Origin of the sequence: Pseudomonas sp. SWRI18 (assembly GCF_014268345.1) — a bacterium.
Taxonomy (GTDB): Bacteria; Pseudomonadota; Gammaproteobacteria; order Pseudomonadales; family Pseudomonadaceae; genus Aquipseudomonas; species Aquipseudomonas cedrina.
The window spans coordinates 461,667-479,161 of sequence record NZ_JACCQQ010000002.1 but is presented as its reverse complement, the minus strand read 5'-3'; the positions used below and the strand labels follow the sequence as shown (position 1 = coordinate 479,161).

At 61.9% G+C, this 17,495-nt stretch carries 14 protein-coding genes and 1 tRNA gene; 3 read left to right on the top strand and 12 right to left on the bottom strand.

The genetic code is table 11. The features are described 5' to 3' along the window. The first annotated feature begins 205 nt into the window (after window positions 1-205). The 3 genes from H0Z09_RS04765 (at window position 206) to H0Z09_RS04755 (ending at window position 3,016) form a co-directional block, all read left to right on the top strand. Window positions 206-292, top strand: a tRNA-Leu gene (locus tag H0Z09_RS04765). Window positions 293-437: 145 nt separating this feature from the next. Further along, window positions 438-1,463: an iron ABC transporter substrate-binding protein gene (locus H0Z09_RS04760; protein WP_076951869.1), complete on the top strand. Its 1,026-nt coding sequence runs from the start codon at window positions 438-440 to the stop codon at window positions 1,461-1,463. Beyond that, window positions 1,463-3,016, top strand: coding sequence for an iron ABC transporter permease (locus H0Z09_RS04755; protein ID WP_186687906.1), 1,554 nt, complete (start codon window positions 1,463-1,465; stop codon window positions 3,014-3,016). Before H0Z09_RS04760 ends, H0Z09_RS04755 begins: the two co-directional genes overlap by 1 nt. A 123-nt stretch (window positions 3,017-3,139) precedes the next feature. On the opposite strand, the gene H0Z09_RS04750 is transcribed toward H0Z09_RS04755, so the two are convergent. From H0Z09_RS04750 to H0Z09_RS04695, 12 genes are all read right to left on the bottom strand, one after another. Next, a complete protein-coding gene (locus H0Z09_RS04750) occupies window positions 3,140-5,074 on the bottom strand; it encodes a methyl-accepting chemotaxis protein (RefSeq protein ID WP_186687903.1) in 1,935 nt (644 codons plus the stop codon). Between the two features lie 139 nt (window positions 5,075-5,213). Continuing rightward, complete coding sequence (locus H0Z09_RS04745; RefSeq protein ID WP_124361026.1) at window positions 5,214-6,503, bottom strand: adenylosuccinate synthase; 1,290 nt, start codon at window positions 6,501-6,503, stop codon at window positions 5,214-5,216. A 54-nt stretch (window positions 6,504-6,557) separates the two neighbouring features. Next, window positions 6,558-7,745 carry an ATP phosphoribosyltransferase regulatory subunit gene (locus H0Z09_RS04740; RefSeq protein WP_186687900.1) on the bottom strand — a complete coding sequence of 396 codons (1,188 nt, stop codon included), beginning with the start codon at window positions 7,743-7,745 and terminating at the stop codon, window positions 6,558-6,560. Window positions 7,746-8,038: 293 nt separating this feature from the next. Beyond that, the gene (gene hflC, locus H0Z09_RS04735; protein ID WP_003188064.1) at window positions 8,039-8,905 is read right to left on the bottom strand and encodes a protease modulator HflC; all 867 of its coding nucleotides are present in this window, start codon (window positions 8,903-8,905) and stop codon (window positions 8,039-8,041) included. After that, a complete protein-coding gene (gene hflK, locus H0Z09_RS04730) occupies window positions 8,905-10,080 on the bottom strand; it encodes an FtsH protease activity modulator HflK (protein ID WP_186687897.1) in 1,176 nt (391 codons plus the stop codon). The genes hflC and hflK overlap by 1 nt, the downstream gene beginning before the upstream one ends. A 96-nt stretch (window positions 10,081-10,176) precedes the next feature. Beyond that, window positions 10,177-11,478 carry a ribosome rescue GTPase HflX gene (hflX, locus tag H0Z09_RS04725; protein WP_186687894.1) on the bottom strand — a complete coding sequence of 434 codons (1,302 nt, stop codon included), beginning with the start codon at window positions 11,476-11,478 and terminating at the stop codon, window positions 10,177-10,179. 12 nt (window positions 11,479-11,490) lie between these two features. Further along, window positions 11,491-11,751, bottom strand: coding sequence for an RNA chaperone Hfq (hfq, locus tag H0Z09_RS04720; RefSeq protein WP_016976904.1), 261 nt, complete (start codon window positions 11,749-11,751; stop codon window positions 11,491-11,493). Between the two features lie 94 nt (window positions 11,752-11,845). Then, window positions 11,846-12,817 carry a tRNA (adenosine(37)-N6)-dimethylallyltransferase MiaA gene (gene miaA / locus H0Z09_RS04715; RefSeq protein ID WP_186687890.1) on the bottom strand — a complete coding sequence of 324 codons (972 nt, stop codon included), beginning with the start codon at window positions 12,815-12,817 and terminating at the stop codon, window positions 11,846-11,848. After that, window positions 12,817-14,718, bottom strand: coding sequence for a DNA mismatch repair endonuclease MutL (gene mutL / locus H0Z09_RS04710; RefSeq protein WP_186687947.1), 1,902 nt, complete (start codon window positions 14,716-14,718; stop codon window positions 12,817-12,819). The genes miaA and mutL overlap by 1 nt, the downstream gene beginning before the upstream one ends. A 14-nt stretch (window positions 14,719-14,732) precedes the next feature. Beyond that, window positions 14,733-16,154, bottom strand: coding sequence for an N-acetylmuramoyl-L-alanine amidase (locus H0Z09_RS04705; RefSeq protein WP_076951859.1), 1,422 nt, complete (start codon window positions 16,152-16,154; stop codon window positions 14,733-14,735). A 15-nt stretch (window positions 16,155-16,169) separates the two neighbouring features. Continuing rightward, window positions 16,170-16,640, bottom strand: coding sequence for a tRNA (adenosine(37)-N6)-threonylcarbamoyltransferase complex ATPase subunit type 1 TsaE (tsaE, locus tag H0Z09_RS04700; protein ID WP_186687888.1), 471 nt, complete (start codon window positions 16,638-16,640; stop codon window positions 16,170-16,172). Further along, entirely contained in the window at window positions 16,628-17,488 is an 861-nt protein-coding gene (locus tag H0Z09_RS04695; RefSeq protein ID WP_186687878.1) for an NAD(P)H-hydrate dehydratase, read from the bottom strand. Before H0Z09_RS04695 ends, tsaE begins: the two co-directional genes overlap by 13 nt. Between the last annotated feature and the right edge of the window lie 7 nt (window positions 17,489-17,495).

The following is a 17,495-nucleotide window of genomic DNA, read 5'->3' as shown; positions in this document are numbered from 1 at the left end:
AGGTGCTGGTGATCGCAAGGTCGTGGAAGTTCGAGTCTTCTCCTGGGCACCAAATTCAGATCAAACCCGCGAAAGCGGGTTTTTTCGTTTCAGGCCTTTGATTTTCAACGGAAAACTTGATTTATATTTTCGAATCAGGGGTTTACAGATCAAAAAGCCCTCCGTATAGTTCGTCCCATCAACGGCGCAAGCGCTGCTGATAAATGCCCAGGTGGTGAAATTGGTAGACACGCCAGCTTCAGGTGCTGGTGATCGCAAGGTCGTGGAAGTTCGAGTCTTCTCCTGGGCACCAAATTCAGATCAAACCCGCGAAAGCGGGTTTTTTCGTTTCCGGGGGCTAAAAAACTCCACCCCCGATACCTCCCTGCGCCGCACTTGAGAAGTTTTATCGTTTATCCTTGCAATGATTTGTTGCATATAAGCGAGGAACACTTCGGATGATGATCCGCGATAACCGACTCACAACATCCCTTCTGCGTGGCCTGACCCTCACCCTGCTCGGCCTGACCCTGCTCTCGCCCACCGCCTATTGCGCCGACAAGATTTCCCTGACCCTCTACAACGGCCAGCACAAAGAAGTCGGCGATGAGCTCGCCAAGGCCTTCGAGGCCAAGACCGGCATTCACGTCAACGTGCGCAAAGGCAGCAGCAACCAGCTGGCCAGCCAAGTCGTGGAAGAAGGCGACCGCTCGCCTGCCGACGTGATCTACACCGAAGAATCTCCGCCGCTGAACAAACTCGGCGAGCAAGGCCTGCTGACCAAGATCGACGCCAGCACCCTCGACGTGCTGCCCAAGGATTACGTCGGCACCAACGGCGACTGGATGGGCGTCACCGCACGCACGCGCGTCGTGGCCTTCAATCCCAAATTGATCGCTGAAAAAGACTTGCCGGAATCGGTATTGGATTTCGCCGGCCCCGAGTGGCAAGGCAAAGTCGGTTTCGTGCCCACCAGCGGCGCGTTCCAGGAACAGGCCGTGGCGATCATCAAGCTGCACGGACGCGAAGCCGCCGAAGAATGGCTGACCGGCCTGCGCGCCTTCGGCAAGGTGTACAGCAATAATATGGTCGCCCTTAAAGCAGTGGAAAACGGCGAAGTGGCCACCGTCCTGGTGAACAACTACTACTGGTTTGCCCTGAAGAAAGAAAAAACCAACCTGGATTCGCAACTGCACTACTTCACCAACGGCGACGCTGGCGGGCTGATCACCGTGTCTTCGGCCGCGGCACTCAAATCCAGCAAGCACCCCAAGGAAGCCCAGCAACTGCTGGCGTTCATGGCCAGCGAAGAAGGCCAGCGCGTCATCACCAATACCTCGGCCGAGTACCCACTGCGCAAAGGCATGGAGTCCAATCGCGGGCTCAAACCTTTCAGCGAGCTGCAACCGCCGAAAGTCACCCCCGCCGACCTGGGCAACGCCGAAGAAGCCCTGGACCTGGAACGCGACGTTGGCTTGAACTGATGAACCCATCGCTAAGCGCTGCGGGGTTCAGCCCTCGGCGCAAACGCCCTTCGATCTGGCTGCTGCTGCCCGTGCTGCTTCTGGTTGGCTTGAGCCTGCTGCCACTGGCGTATGTCGGGCTCAAGGCCTGGCAGGCCGGCTGGGCGCAGGCGGTACATCTGCTGTGGCGTCCGTATGTCTTCGGACTGCTGCGCAATACCCTGGCACTGATGATTGGAGTGACCGTGGCCTGCGCCGTTGTAGGGCTTTCCCTGGCTTGGCTGCTGGAGCGCAGCAACCTGCCGGGGCGGCGCCTCTGGGGCGTGGTCCTGTGCCTGCCGTTTGCGGTTCCGGCGTTTGTCAGCAGCTTTACCTGGGTATCGCTGAGCGCCAATTTCGAAGGGCTGGCCGGCGCCACCCTGGTGATGAGTCTGTCGAAGTATCCGCTGGTGTTTCTGCCGGTGGCGGCGACGCTGCGCAATCTTGATCCCGCCCTGGAAGAGTCGGCCCGCACCCTGGGATTGAATCGCTGGGGCGTTTTCTTTCGCATCACTTTGCCGTTGTTGTGGCCATCGCTGCTGGCTGGGGCGCTGTTGATTGCGCTGCATATGCTGGTGGAATTCGGCGCGCTGTCGATCATCGGGTTGCAGACGTTCACCACGGCAATCTACCAACAGTTCGAACTGGAATTCAGCAACGCGAATGCCGCGATGCTTTCGGCGGTGCTGCTGGTGATGTGCCTGACGCTGCTGTGGCTGGAGCTGCGCGTGCGCGGCAAGGGCCGACACGTGCGTATCGGCCAGGGCGCGGCGCGGCATGCCGAGCAGGTCCGGCTGGGCAAGTGGGCAGCGCTGGGCCAGGTGTACTGCCTGACGCTGGCGATCATCGGCAGCGGCATTCCGCTGGGGATGCTCGGCTATTGGCTGGCGGTGGGTTCCTCCGCGGCATTCCCGGTGGCGCAGATCAGTGAGGCGCTGCTGTCTTCATTGGCACTGTCTCTGGGCGGCGCAGCGCTGTGCCTGGTGCTGGCGGTGCCGGTGGGATTGCTGGTGGTGCGCTATAAAGGCCAACTGGCGATCTGGGCCGAGCGCCTGCCGTACCTGCTCCACGCCCTGCCTGGCCTGGTGATCGCACTGACCCTGGTGTATTTCGCCCTGCATTACGTGCCGGCGCTGTACCAGACATCGGCGTTACTGTTGATTGCGTATGCACTGCTGTTTTTGCCGCTGGCCCAGGCGCCGATTCGCACGGCACTGAACAAGGCCGCACCGCAGTTGGAAGAGGCTGCGCGGACACTGGGGGCGTCGTCGTTCAGTGCGTTTTGCCGGGTGACCTTGCCGATTATCTTCCCGGCGCTGGGCGCGGCGTTTGCGCTGGTGTTTCTGGATGCGATGAAGGAATTGACGGCGACGTTGCTGCTCAGTCCGACCGGGCTTAATACCTTGGCGACAGCGGTGTGGGCGCATACCTCGAATGTTGAGTTTGCGGCAGCGGCGCCTTATGCGGCGTTGTTGATTCTGGTGTCGGGGTTACCGGTTTATTTGCTGACGACTCGGATGTATCTGAGCCGCTGAGACCGCTTTCGCAGCGGTGCGGCGGTCCGACAAGCCAGCTCCCACATTGGAATGCATTCCAAAGTTGGAACCCGATCAAATGTGGGAGCGGGCTTGCTCGCGAAAGGGCCCGAACTGACCACGCTAGGCCCGAAACTGCCCCAAACTCGCCTTCAACTGCGCCGCCAACCCATCCAGCACCTTGCCACTGGCCGTCGTCTCCACCACCGCCTGCGCGGCACGCTCGGCCTGGGCATGGATCACCTCGACCCGCCCGCGCACCGCATGGGCGCCCTGGGCCTGATGTTCGGCAGCGCGCGTCGCCAAGCCAATCGCCGCATGCACCTGCTCCACCGAAGCCTGCACCGTCTGCTGCAAGCGCACGCTGTCGCGCAGCACCCGCAAGCCTTCGTCGGCCTGGCGCCCGGCCTTGCCGATGGTTTCCACCGCCTCCCGAGCCCCCTGCTGCAACGCGACGATATGTGCCTGGATATCTCCGGTGGAGCTTTGGGTCTTGCTCGCCAGCGCACGCACCTCGTCCGCGACCACGGCAAAGCCACGCCCGGTTTCGCCGGCACGGGCCGCTTCGATGGCTGCATTGAGCGCCAGCAGGTTGGTTTGCTCAGCGATTCCATGAATCACGGTCAACACCACTTCTATCTGCTCGCTTTGCTGCGCCAACCGCTCGATGACCTGGGAACCTGCCTGCACCTGGCCCGCCAACGCCTCGATCAAGCCGCCCACTTCGGTTGACGTGCGCGAGTTCTCATCCGTGGCCTGGCGAATGTCCACCACCTGCTGCAACGCCGCCTGCATCGCATGACTTTCGGCCTGCGCCTCATCGGCCATCTGCGACAGCGCGCGCAGGCTCTCGGCCACTTCATCGCGCTGCAAGCCTGCCGCGGCATCAGCCCCGGCGTTGCGCAAGGTCATGGCGCCGATTTCTACGCCGGTACGCTGGGCCACATCGCCCGCCTCGCGCACGATGGGCTGCAACTTATCCACAAAGCGATTGACCGCAGACGCCATGTCGCCGATCTCGTCCTTGCTGCTGATCTGCACGCGCTTGGTGAGATCGCCCTCGCCCGCCGCCAGGTCATCCATGGCGGCGATCAACAGCTTCAGGCGGTTGACCACACGGCGACCGAGCACAATGGCGATCAGCAGCAATACGCCAAGACCGACCAGCGCCAGGCCCATGCCGATGCGCCAGCGCAAGGTGCCGGCAGCGTCCTGCACCGCGCTGGTGGTGTTGGCGGTCATCTGGGTGGCCGTGGCTTGCGCCGATTGCAGGCGCGCGCCCATGGCGGCAGCGCTGTCGGCCGCTGCGCCTTTGAGGCTGTCGCCGACCAGTTGATCACCGCTGGCAATCAGCGCGGCGAAACGCTTGTCCAGTGCCTGCAGGTCGGCCTCGACCGACGCGGTCGACACGCCCATGCGGACTTTGCCGATCTCCACCCCGTTGGGGCTGATGGAGGCCTCGACGTAGTACACGGAAGGGTCGCTCCTGGCCGCGTCCAACACCTTGTCCAACGCGCGGTCACCCGCGCCCTTGGCCAGCAGCGCCTGGTTGATCGGGTTTTCGCGATTCAGGTAGCGGGTCAAATGCTCACCCGCCGCGTCGTCATACACCACGAACAGCACGTTGGGATTGCGCTGCGCGCGCCGGGCAAATTCCGACAACGTCGGTACATCGTTATCCCACATGGCGCGAGGCGCCACCGAGGCCAGCAGTTGCGCCATATCATTGGCGGAATCTTTCAGGTCTTTTTCCAGGGTCGCACGCAGTTGCTTCTGCTCTTCCTGCAGGCGCGTCGACAGCCCGGCAGTCAAGCGCTGCCGGGTACTGGTGGACAAGCTATCGAGGCTGGACGTGACTTCCTTGCCTGCCTGCGCCAGCTCGCCGGACAGTTTCTGGCTGTCGATGCCCAGGCGATTGCCCAGATCAGCTTCCAGCGCCGTGACCGTGCTTCGTGTGAGAGCGACGGCTACCAGCACTTGCACCAAAAGAGCGATACCTAGGGTAACGAACACCGGCCGCAACAGACGGCTTTGTAACAATGAGAGAACGGCAGACATCGGGAATCCCTCCACCACGGGTGCCATTAATTTGATAGCACCGCGAAAGAGAGAAACACAGCAAGGGTCGTGCCGCTTGGAGAACTGATACGACAAAGGGCTCCCTGAGGAGCCCTTTGCTTTTTACATCAACAGCTTATTAAGCGAACGGGTGACGCAGAACGATGGTTTCGTTGCGGTCCGGGCCCGTCGAAATAATGTCAATCGGTGCGCCGATCAGCTCTTCTACACGCTTGATGTAGGCACGGGCGTTGGCCGGCAACTCTTCCAGGGTCTTGGCGCCCACGGTCGATTCGGTCCAGCCCGGCACTTCTTCGTACACAGGCTGCAGGCCTACGTAGCTGTCAGCGTCAGTCGGGGCAACGTCATTGCCTTCTGCATCCTTGTAACCGGTGCAGATGTTGATCGCTTCCAGACCGTCGAGCACGTCCAGCTTGGTCAGGCAGATGCCCGAGATGCTGTTCACGTCAATAGCGCGACGCAGGATAACGGCGTCGAACCAGCCACAACGACGAGCACGGCCGGTGGTCGCGCCGAACTCGTGACCTTGCTTGGCCAGGTGCGCGCCGACTGCGTCGAACAGCTCAGTCGGGAACGGGCCCGAACCTACGCGCGTGGTGTAGGCCTTGGTGATGCCCAGGATGTAGTCCAGGAACATCGGGCCAACGCCCGAACCGGTCGCAACGCCGCCAGCGGTGGTGTTGGAGCTGGTCACGTACGGGTAGGTGCCGTGGTCGATGTCCAGCAGGGAACCCTGGGCGCCTTCGAACATGATGTCTTTGCCGGCGCGACGCAGGTCGTGCAGCTCGGCGGTCACGTCCAGCATCAGCGGCTTGAGCAGCTCGGCGTATTCCTTGCACTCGGCCAAGGTCTTTTCAAACTCGATGGCTGGCTCTTTGTAGTAACCCACCAGCATGAAGTTGTGGTAATCCACCAGCTCACGCAGCTTGTCTTCGAAGCGCGGCATGTTGAGCAGGTCGCCCACACGCAGGCCACGACGCGCCACCTTGTCTTCGTAGGCCGGGCCGATGCCACGACCGGTGGTGCCGATCTTCAGCTCGCCACGGGCCTTTTCACGGGCCTGGTCCAGCGCAACGTGGAAGGACAGGATCAGCGGGCAGGACGGGCTGATACGCAGGCGCTCACGCACCGGTACGCCTTTCTCTTCCAGCTTGGTGATCTCACGCAACAGGGCGTCCGGTGCAACCACCACGCCGTTACCGATCAGGCACTGCACGCCTTCGCGCAGCACACCCGACGGGATCAGGTGCAATACGGTTTTTTCGCCATCGATGACCAGGGTATGGCCAGCGTTGTGGCCACCTTGGTAGCGCACTACGGCGGCAGCATGTTCGGTCAGCAGATCAACGATCTTGCCTTTGCCCTCATCACCCCATTGGGTGCCCAGGACTACGACATTCTTACCCATAACACTTGTCCTCATTCGCGCAAACTTGGTGCCGGCGATGGCCGGCAGGAAAACTCAAGAAGCCAGTGGCGTTACTTGCCAAAGCCCGTTCTGCAGAATCAATTGCCGGTCGCAGTCCGCTTCACGGGCGGCGGCCAATGGTTGCCCAGGCAAGGCCTGGACGACACGCTGACCCTCACTGCGCAACTGGCAAACCTGCTGCCAGAGTGCTGCGTCCGTACTGTCGGGCATCCAGATGCCACCAGACGGCAGCTCGACCTCAGCACGCCCCAGGGTCACCAGGGTTTTCAAATCGGTGGAAAAGCCGGTAGCCGGACGTGCACGACCGAAGTCGGCGCCGATATCGTCATAACGACCGCCTTGGGCGATGGCTTGGCCAACACCCGGTACAAACACCGCGAACACCACACCGGTGTGGTAGTGGTAGCCGCGCAACTCGCCCAGGTCAAAATACAGCGGCAACTGCGGGAAGCGCGCCGACAACTGCTCGGCAATCGCCAGCACGTCGTTCAGAGCCGCCAGCACTGGCGCCGGCGCGTTGGCCAGGCGTTCGCGCGCAGCCACCAGCACTTCACGGCCACCGCACAGATTCACCAGCGCACGCAGCATGCCGGCGAGGTCCGCAGGCACGCCTTCGGTCAGGGCGATCACCTCATCGATAGCCTTGCGTTGCAGGGCATCGAACAACTGTTGCTCCGCTTCGCCGGACAAACCGGCCGCGCGGGCCAGGCCACGGTAGATACCGACGTGGCCCAGGTCCATGTGGACATCCGGTACGTCAGCCAGTTGCAGCATGGCCAGCATCAGGCTGATCACTTCAACGTCGCTGCTCGGGCTGGCATCGCCGTACAGCTCGGCGCCCAATTGGATCGGACTACGGGAAGACGACAGTGCACGCGGTTGCGCATGCAGCACGCTGCCGGCATAGCACAGGCGGCTCGGGCCTTCGCGGCGCAGAGTGTGCGCATCGATGCGCGCCACTTGCGGCGTAATGTCGGCACGAAAGCCCATTTGCCGGCCCGATTGCGGATCGATGACCTTGAAGGTGCGCAGATCCAGGTCCTGGCCCGCGCCGGTCAGCAGGGATTCCAGGTACTCGATATGGGGGGTCACGACAAACTCGTAGCCCCAGCTCTGGAACAGATCCAACACCTGGCGACGCGCTACTTCAATGCGCGCAGCTTCTGGTGGCAGTACTTCTTCGATGCCATCTGGCAGCAGCCAGCGGTCTACCGTTGCCATTACGCCATTCCCCTTTGATCCGGGCGGCCAGCCCTAGGCCGAGCCTTGAGTAGAGCAGAAAATACCCGCCCCTTGCATAAACCACGCGCAAGAGCGACGTGACGAACGGCCTGTAACCGGCCTCGTCGGGCACTTTCCTCGAAAAACCTGTCACGCCTGCCGAATCAAACATGCAGACGCAAAAAAGCCGGGAATTTCCCGGCTGCCGCATCATACACCCGTTTTCTGAAAGGATCACCCCGCCAGGCATTTTAGCCGCCCGACGGGAGTGAGCCTACAGAATCACAGGCCTGTTACTTGGACTTTTCCAGGTAGCGGAAGAAGTCGCTGCTTGGGTCCAGCACCAGCACGTCGGTCTTGTTCGCGAAGCTTTCACGGTAGGCACGCAGGCTACGGTAGAACGCGTAGAACTCCTGGTCCTGGCCGTAGGCCTTGGCGTAGATCGCCGCGGCTTGAGCATCACCATCACCACGGGCCTCTTCAGACTCGCGATAGGCCTCTGCCAACAGTACACGGCGCTGCCGGTCGGCATCCGCACGGATCCCTTCGGCCAGCTCGTTACCCTTGGCGCGGTGCTCACGGGCTTCACGCTCACGCTCGGTGCTCATGCGCTCGAACACGCTGCGGTTCACTTCCTTGGGCAGGTCGATCGCCTTGACCCGAACATCGACCACTTCGATGCCCAGCTCTTTTTCCGCCATGGTGTTCAGCGAACGCGTGATGTCAGCCATCAGCGCATCACGCTCACCGGATACCACCTCGTGCAGGGTGCGCTTACCAAACTGGTCGCGCAGACCCGATTCCAGACGGCGCGACAAACGCTCGTCGGCAATCTGCTTGAGGCCGGAAGTCGCGGTGTAGAAGCGCTCGGCATCCTTGACGCGCCACTTGGCGTAGGCGTCAACCATCACGGCTTTCTTTTCCAGGGTCAGGAAGCGCTGTGTCGGTGCATCCAGGGTCATCAGGCGCGCATCGAACTTGCGCACCTGGTTGACGTAGGGGACTTTCACATGCAGGCCCGGCTGGACATCCGCCTGGACCACGCGACCGAATTGCAGCAGCACCGCACGCTCGGTCTGAGCCACGATGTAGAAGCAGTTCCAGGCAGCGATGACCACGACGACGCCCACAATCAGGGCGGTCAGCGATTTATTGCTCATCAACGACTCTCCCTGGTACGTGTTTGCTGTTGCAGCAAGTCAGCGGCCGCACGGGCGCTCGCTTCGTTGGCAGCGGCATTGGAACCGCTGGACGGTGCGCCGGTGCTGCTACGACCACCTTCGATCATCTTGTCCAGCGGCAGGTACAGCAGGTTGTTCTGCCCACCTTTGCTGCCGGTCACGAGAACCTTGCTGGTGTTGCTGAAGACTTCCTGCATGGTGTCCAGGTACAGACGCTCGCGGGTAACCTCAGGTGCCTTGCGGTACTCGGCGACCAGCTTGGTGAAGCGGTCCGCCTCACCCTTGGCGCGGGAGACCACTTCGTCGCGGTAACCGTTGGCATCCTCGAGGATACGCTGGGCCTGACCTCGGGCTTCCGGCACGACGCCGTTGGCGTAGGTTTCAGCCTGGTTGCGCGAACGCTGCTCGTCTTCACGGGCACGGATCACGTCGTCGAAGGCTTCCTGCACTTCACGCGGTGCGGCTGCGCTCTGTACGTTCACCTGGGTCACGGTGATACCGGTGCGATAGGTATCGAGGAACCGCTGCAGGCGCTCCTTGATTTCGCTGGCCATCAGCTCACGACCTTCGGTCAGCACCTGGTCCATCGCGGTAGAACCGACGACGTGGCGCAGGGCACTTTCGGTGGCGTGCTGCAGGCTGATTTCCGGCTGGTCGACGTTCAGCACGAAGTCCTGCAGGTTGCTGATCTTGTACTGCACGGTCAGCGGCACTTCGACGATGTTCTCGTCTTCGGTCAGCATCTGGCCCTGCTTGGTGTAGGCACGCTCACGCGTGACGTTCTCCATGTACTTCTTGTCGATCGGCGGGAAGTAGATATTCAAGCCCGGGCCGACGGTTTCGTAGTACTTGCCGAAGCGCAGCACCACGGCTTGCTCCTGCTCGTCCACTACGTAAACGGCGCTGTACAGCCACACGGCCGCCAGCACGACAAGACCCAGGCCCAGCAGGCCATAGCCGCCGCCCTTGCTTGTGCGACCGCCGCCGTCACCACCACGTTTTTTTCCACCACCGAACAACCCATTCAGGCTTTCCTGCAGCTTTCGGAAGGCCTCGTCGAGATCCGGTGGCCCCTTGCGGTCGCCATTATTGCGGCGTTTACCACCCCAAGGATCCTGATTATTCGAGTTGCCACCCGGCTCATTCCAAGCCATAGCGCTCTCCATCTGATAAAGCAAAGACGCACCCACGGCGCGCCGACCAATGCTACAGAATGCCTGCCACTGCGGCACAACCGCTTTAGGAGGCTTTTATTGCAAAGTGTGTTGTTCGAGAAACTCCGCCGGAACAACACCTTCACGGCTGACCAGCCGATTCAGTTCCGAGCGCGGCAATCGAACGGCCAGCAAGCTGACCCCTTCTTCGTCGTGTTCTTCTTTCTGTACCGCGCCCAGCTCGAAAAACTGTGCACGCAGTCGAGCAAAACGCTGCGGCAAGCGCAAGGTGCCAATGAACAAATCGCCGCCGAGCAGCTCGGCGATGGCTTGTTCAAGCAACTCAAGACCACTGCCATCACGCGCCGACAGCCAGACCCGCTGGGGCTTGCCATTCTCATCGCGCTGGATTTGTGGCTCAACGCCTTCAAGCAAATCGAGTTTGTTATAGACCTCCAGGATCGGCAAGTCCTGGGCGCCAATCTCGCCCAGCACCAGCATCACCTGTTCAATCTGCAACATGCGATCCGGTTCGGCCGCATCGATCACGTGCAACAACAGGTCGGAATTGCTCGACTCTTCGAGCGTAGACCGAAATGCCTCGACCAGCTTGTGCGGCAAGTGACGAATGAAGCCCACCGTGTCAGCCAGGACAATCGGCCCCAGGTCGTCCAGATCCAGACGGCGCAGGGTCGGGTCGAGGGTGGCGAACAATTGGTCGGCCGCATACACATCGGACTTCGTCACATTGTTGAACAGCGTGGATTTACCGGCGTTGGTATAGCCCACCAGGGACACGGTAGGGATATCCGCGCGCGAGCGGCCACGTCGCGACTGCTCGCGCTGGCTGCGCACTTTCTCGAGACGGCCCTTGATCTGGCGCAGGCGAACCCGCAGCAGGCGTCGGTCGGTTTCGAGCTGGGTTTCACCCGGACCACGCATGCCGATACCGCCGCCCTGGCGCTCAAGGTGAGTCCAGCCGCGGACCAGCCGCGTGCTCATGTGGTCAAGCTGGGCCAGTTCGACCTGCAGCTTGCCTTCATGGGTACGCGCGCGCTGGGCGAAAATATCGAGAATCAGGCCGGTACGGTCGATCACGCGACACTCGAAGACACGTTCGAGGTTACGTTCCTGACTGGGCGTGAGGGTGTGATTGAAGATCACCAGATCGGCTTCTTCGGCGTGGACCAGGTCGCGCAGTTCCTCGACCTTGCCGCTGCCAATCAAGTATTTGGCGGTTGGCCGATGACGCGGCACGTTAAAAAACGCAACGGTCTCGGCGCCGGCCGAATTTGCCAACTCCTGAAACTCCTGCGGATCTTCGCGCGCCTCAGGGTCCTGTCCATCCAAGTGAACGAGGATGACTCGCTCACCACCACCGTGGCGCTCAAAGAACAAAGGAGACTCCTATCAGGCGTTACCTGGCTCAGCGTCAGCTGCTTCATCACCTGCTGCGCTAGGCAGACGGATCGGACGAACAGGGACGACGGTCGAGATAGCGTGTTTGTAAACCATTTGGCTGACGGTATTTTTCAGCAGGATCACGAACTGGTCGAACGACTCGATCGTGCCTTGCAGCTTGATGCCGTTGACCAGGTAGATGGAAACCCCCACTTTCTCTTTACGTAAAGTATTCAAGTAAGGGTCTTGTAGCGAATGCCCTTTTGACATGTGCCGCACTCCTTTAAGGATCAATAATAAAAAATCGGAAAATAGATAGCTCAAGGCCGTCACACCCCCAAGGATAGACGGCAATTGCAAGGACTCAGCTCAATATGGAGACCGTTCCCAGGTATTTCAAGGCGCGTGACAGATTGTCGCTGTCCAGGCTGTCCAGCCAGTGCAAATCGCTCCAGCTGCGCAACCAGGTGAACTGTCGCTTCGCCAATTGGCGTGTGGCAATGATGCCACGCTCCTGCATTTCGGCTGACGTCAGCTTGCCATCCAGATGATCCCAGACTTGGCGGTAGCCTACGGCACGTATCGAAGGCAACCCTGGATGCAGGTCACCTCTGGAACGCAAAGCTACGACCTCGTCCACAAACCCCTGTTCCAACATATTTGTGAATCTTTGTGCAATTCGTTCATGCAGCACCTGGCGATTTGCCGGAGCGATGGCCAGATTGGCCACAGTATAGGGCAATTGTGAGTGTCCAGATGCGCCTGCGTCAGCACTTTGCGCAGATTGTCGCTGCCGGTGCTCGGTCATGGTCTGCCCACTGACACGCCAGACTTCCAGGGCGCGACTCAGGCGCTGGGGGTCATTGGGGTGAATGCGCGCGGCCGACACGGGGTCTACCGCCGTCAATTGGTCGTGCAGGGCCTGCCAGCCAAGGCGTGCAGCCTCGTCTTCAAGCTCGGCGCGCACGTGGGGATCCGCCGGCGGCATGTCCGCCAGGCCTTCCTGCAACGCCTTGTAGTAGAGCATCGTGCCGCCCACCAGCAGCGGAATGTTGCCGCGCGCGGTGATTTCAGCCATGGCCGCGAGGGCATCGGTACGAAAATCTGCCGCCGAGTAGCTCATCGCGGGGTCGATGATGTCGATCAAACGGTGCGGATACTGGGCCAGCAATTCCTTTGAAGGCTTGGCGGTTCCGATGTCCATGCCTCGGTAGACCAGCGCGGAGTCGACACTGATCAGCTCGCATGGCAGCACCTTGCTCAGCTCGATGGCCAGGTCGGTCTTGCCGGCGGCCGTGGGGCCCATCAGGAAGATCGCAGGGGGCAAGGCACTCATCAACGGCCGCGCAGGAACAGTTTGTCCAGATCGTCCAGGCCCATTTGGGTCCAGGTCGGTCGGCCATGGTTGCATTGCCCGCTGCGCTCGGTGTTTTCCATGTCGCGCAGCAGGCCGTTCATTTCCGGCAGGGCCAAACGGCGATTGGCGCGGATGGCGCCATGGCAGGCCATGGTGCCCAGCAGTTCGTTGATGTGCGCCTGGATACGGTCGCTGGTGCCGTATTCCATCAAGTCAGCCAATACGTCGGCGACCAGACGATTGGCCTCGGCCTGCTTGAGCAGCGCGGGAATCTGGCGGATAGCCAGGGTTTCCGGCCCCAGGCGTTGCAGCTCAAAGCCCAGCCGCTGGAATACGGCGTGGTGTTCTTCGGCGCAATCCGCCTCTCGCTGGCTGACCGCCAGGGATTCCGGCACCAACAGCGGCTGGCCGCTGAGGCCTTCGCTGGCCATCGCAATCTTGAGGCGCTCGTACATGATCCGCTCATGGGCGGCGTGCATGTCCACCAGCACCAGCCCGTGGGCGTTTTCCGCAAGGATATAGATGCCTTTGAGTTGCGCCAACGCATAACCCAGCGGTGGAATGTCGCCACCGCCTTCGGGCAAGGCGACCGCAGCGCCCGGCTCGGCACCTGGCAACGGCGCAAAAAATTCGCGATACGCAGCCTGGGCCTCGGCCACCGGCACCGTCGATAGCGGGCGCGGCGTGTATTGGTACTGATAACCCGAGCCCGCGCCAGAACCAGGTGCAGCATAGGAAGGTTGCGGCTGCGGCGATTGCAGCAGGTTGCCCGCCAGGCTCATTTCGCCCTGGGGCCCGAACTCGCCGGCTTCCGGCCCACTCGGCCGGACCATCGCCGTCACGATCGGTGCCGACAGCTGATCGTCCGGGCGCACATCGCCCAGGGTGCGGTGCAAGGTGCCATAGAGGAAGTCGTGCACCATGCGTCCGTCACGGAAGCGCACTTCGTGCTTGGTAGGGTGCACATTGACGTCCACCACCGACGGGTCGACCTCAAAGAACAGCACAAACGTCGGGTGCCGCCCGTTGAACAGCACATCGCGATACGCCTGGCGCACCGCGTGGGCCACCAGTTTGTCGCGCACCGCGCGGCCGTTCACGAAAAAATACTGCAAGTCCGCCTGGCTACGGGAGAAGGTCGGCAGCCCGACCCAGCCCCACAGGCGCAGGCCATTGCGCTCGATTTCAATCGGCAGCGCCTGCTCCAGGAACCCTGCGCCGCAAATCGCCGACACCCGGCGCGCACGCGCGGCGTCGTCATGGGCTTCGTGCAGGCTGAGAATGGTCTTGCCGTTGTGGCGCAAGTGAAACGCCACGTCGAAACGGGCCAGGGCCAGGCGCTTGATGACTTCCTGCAGGTGATCGAATTCGGTTTTTTCGGCCTTGAGGAATTTACGCCGCGCTGGGGTGTTGAAGAACAGGTCGCGCACTTCCACCGACGTGCCCACCGGATGGGCTGCCGGCTGGACCCGAGGCGCCATGTCGCGGCCTTCGGTTTCCACTTGCCAGGCCTGTTCGGCGCTGCGGGTGCGCGACGTCAGGGTCAAGCGCGCGACGGAACTGATGGACGCCAGCGCTTCGCCACGAAAGCCCAGGCTCATCACACGCTCAAGATCTTCCAGGTCGCGGATCTTGCTGGTGGCGTGACGCGCCAGGGCCAGCGGCAGGTCATCGGCGGAAATGCCGCTGCCATCGTCACGCACCCGCAGCAGCTTGACGCCGCCCTGCTCCACATCGACATCGATACGCTTGGCGCCGGAGTCGATGCTGTTTTCCAGCAGCTCCTTGATCACCGATGCCGGGCGCTCGACCACCTCGCCCGCAGCGATCTGGTTGGCGAGACGCGGGCTGAGCAGCTCGATACGCGAGCCGCTGTTCAAGAGGGTTTCGCTCATTACTGGGCCGCCAATTCAGTGCCGGGGATGGTCAACACCTGGCCGACTTTCAACTCATCCGTGCGCAGGTTGTTGGCGCTGCGCAAGGTCGCGGCCGAGACCTGGAAACGCACCGCCAGCATGGCCAGGGTGTCGCCAGGCTGCACGCGATGGTCACGCGGGCCCTGGGCGATCTTGCCGGAATCACGCAGCCAGGCGATATACGTGCCCGGCGGCGGGTTCTGCTGGAAGAACTGGCGAACACCGGCGCTGATCGAGCGCGCCAGGGCTTGCTGGTGGCTGGCGCTGGCCAGCTTCGAGGCTTCGTTGGCGTTGGAGATAAACCCGGTTTCTACCAGAATCGACGGGATATCCGGCGACTTCAACACCATGAACCCCGCTTGCTCCACGCGCTGCTTGTGCAGCGAGGTGACCCGGCCGATATTGCTCAGGACCTTCTGGCCCACGTTCAAGCTGGACGTCAGCGAAGCGGTCATCGACAGGTCGAGCAGCACGCCGGCGAGCATTTTGTCCTTGTCATCCAGGGACACGTTGCCGGCCCCGCCGATCAAGTCGGAACGGTTCTCACTGTCGGCCAGCCAGCGCGCAGTTTCGGACGTGGCGCCGCGATCCGACAGGGCAAACACCGAGGCGCCGAAGGCAGCCGTAGACGGCGCGGCGTCGGCGTGGATCGATACGAACAGGTCGGCGCCCTTCTTGCGCGCGATTTCGGTACGGCCACGCAACGGAATGAAGTAGTCGCCGGTACGGGTCAGCTCGGCGCGGTAGCCTTTCATGCCGTTGACCTGGCGCTGCAGCTCGCGGGCGATGGCCAGTACCACGTCTTTCTCATGCTGACCACGCGAGCCGGACGCACCAGGGTCTTCACCACCGTGACCGGCGTCGATCACTACAATAATGTCGCGCTTGCCGGCCGGAGCCGGCGGCGGTGGTGGCAGCTTGACCTGTGGCTGCGACGGGTTGACCGGAACGGCCGGCACGGTTGCCACGCTCGGCGTTGGCGCAGGCGGCGGCGCGGCATCGGCGGCGTTGTCGAACAGGTCGACCACCAGTCGGTTGCCGTACTGGGCGTTTGGCGCCAGGGAGAAGCTTTTTGGGGTCACGACCTTTTTCAGGTCGATCACCACGCGCAGGTCGGTCGGCGTACGCTGGGCCGAGCGCATCGCGGTGATCGGAGTGTTGGCGGTGGACACGTTCAACGGCCCGCCCAGCGTTGCACCGTTGATGTCGATCACCAGGCGATCGGGCGCCGTCAGGGTAAAGACACTGTGCTGGACCGGGCCAGACAGGTCGAACACCAGTCGCGTGTTATCCGGCGCCCGCCACAGGCGAACACTTTTCACCTGTGAAGCAGCCAGAGCATTGACAGTCATTGCCGCAAGCAACACCCCTACGACAGCAACCAACGCGCGAAAGCGCATACCTAACCCCACCAATTATTTGAATTCCAATGCCAAAGCGGCGCACCACGACTGGCCGCGCGCGCTCTGGGGCAACAACTTCAACTGACGTCCGTGCTCATGCGGCGTAATGGTAATGGTCAGGTCCGGCTTTGGCAAAAAGCCTGTGCCTTTCTCTGGCCATTCGATCAGGCACAACGCATCTTCATCGAAGTAATCCCGGATGCCCATGTACTCGAGCTCTTCGGGGTCCACCAGGCGATAGAGGTCGAAATGGAACGCTCGCACGTCGCCAATCTCGTAGGGTTCCACCAAGGTGAACGTCGGACTTTTTACCGCCCCGGCATGGCCCAGCCCGCGAATGATCCCCCGCGACAGCGTGGTCTTGCCCGCCCCCAGGTCGCCTTCGAGGAAGATCAGCCCCGCCCCGGCCGTGACCTGGGCAATGCGCTGGCCGAACGCAACCATGGCCTCTTCATCGGCCAGGAAAAGAATTACTTCAGACACGGCGACTGTTCCTCCAACAATTGACGAATGGCCGGGATCAGGTCGCTGGCGGCCAGACCGCGACCAAAGGTGCCCTGGCGATCACCCGCCGTGGCGTGCAACCACACGGCCAGGCAGCTTGCTTCATAGGCGGGCATGCCCTGGGCCAGCAGTGCGCCTACAAGGCCAGCCAACACATCGCCCAGCCCGGCCGTCGCCATCGCCGGATGGCCTTGGTCACATCGTGAAACACGTCCGTCCGGGCTGACGATCAAACTGCCAGCACCCTTGAGGATAGCCACTGCGTTGAATGTCTGGCTCAACGCGCGCGCCACCTTAAGGCGATCGGCCTGAACCTCGGCTGTCGAGATGCCCAACAAGCGCGCGGCTTCGCCTGGGTGCGGGGTGATCACGCAGTTGGGCGGCAGGCTGACGCTGCCGGTCGCCAGTTGGTTCAAGGCGTCGGCGTCCCAGACTTGCGGTTGTTGCGCGTTGGCGGCGACAGAGAGCAGGCTTTTGCCCCAGGATGCGTCGCCGAGCCCGGGCCCGATCACAATGACCGAGATCTTTTCCAGCAAGCCCATTAATTGATTGGCCGAACTCACCCCCACGCTCATGACTTCCGGCAAACGCGCCAGCGCAGCGGGAAGATGCTCAATGCGCGTTGCCAGCGATACCATGCCCGCGCCACTGCGCAAGGCGCTTTCGGCGCTCAACAGCGCAGCGCCGCCGGTGCCACGGTCACCGCCAATGACCAGCAGGTGGCCGAACTGGCCTTTATGAGCATTCGGGGAACGTGCAGGCAGTTGCGGCAAATGGCCGTGTAAAAGGCGCTGTACGTCGGTTATTGCGTGTTTTGTCTGCGGCATGCGTCTT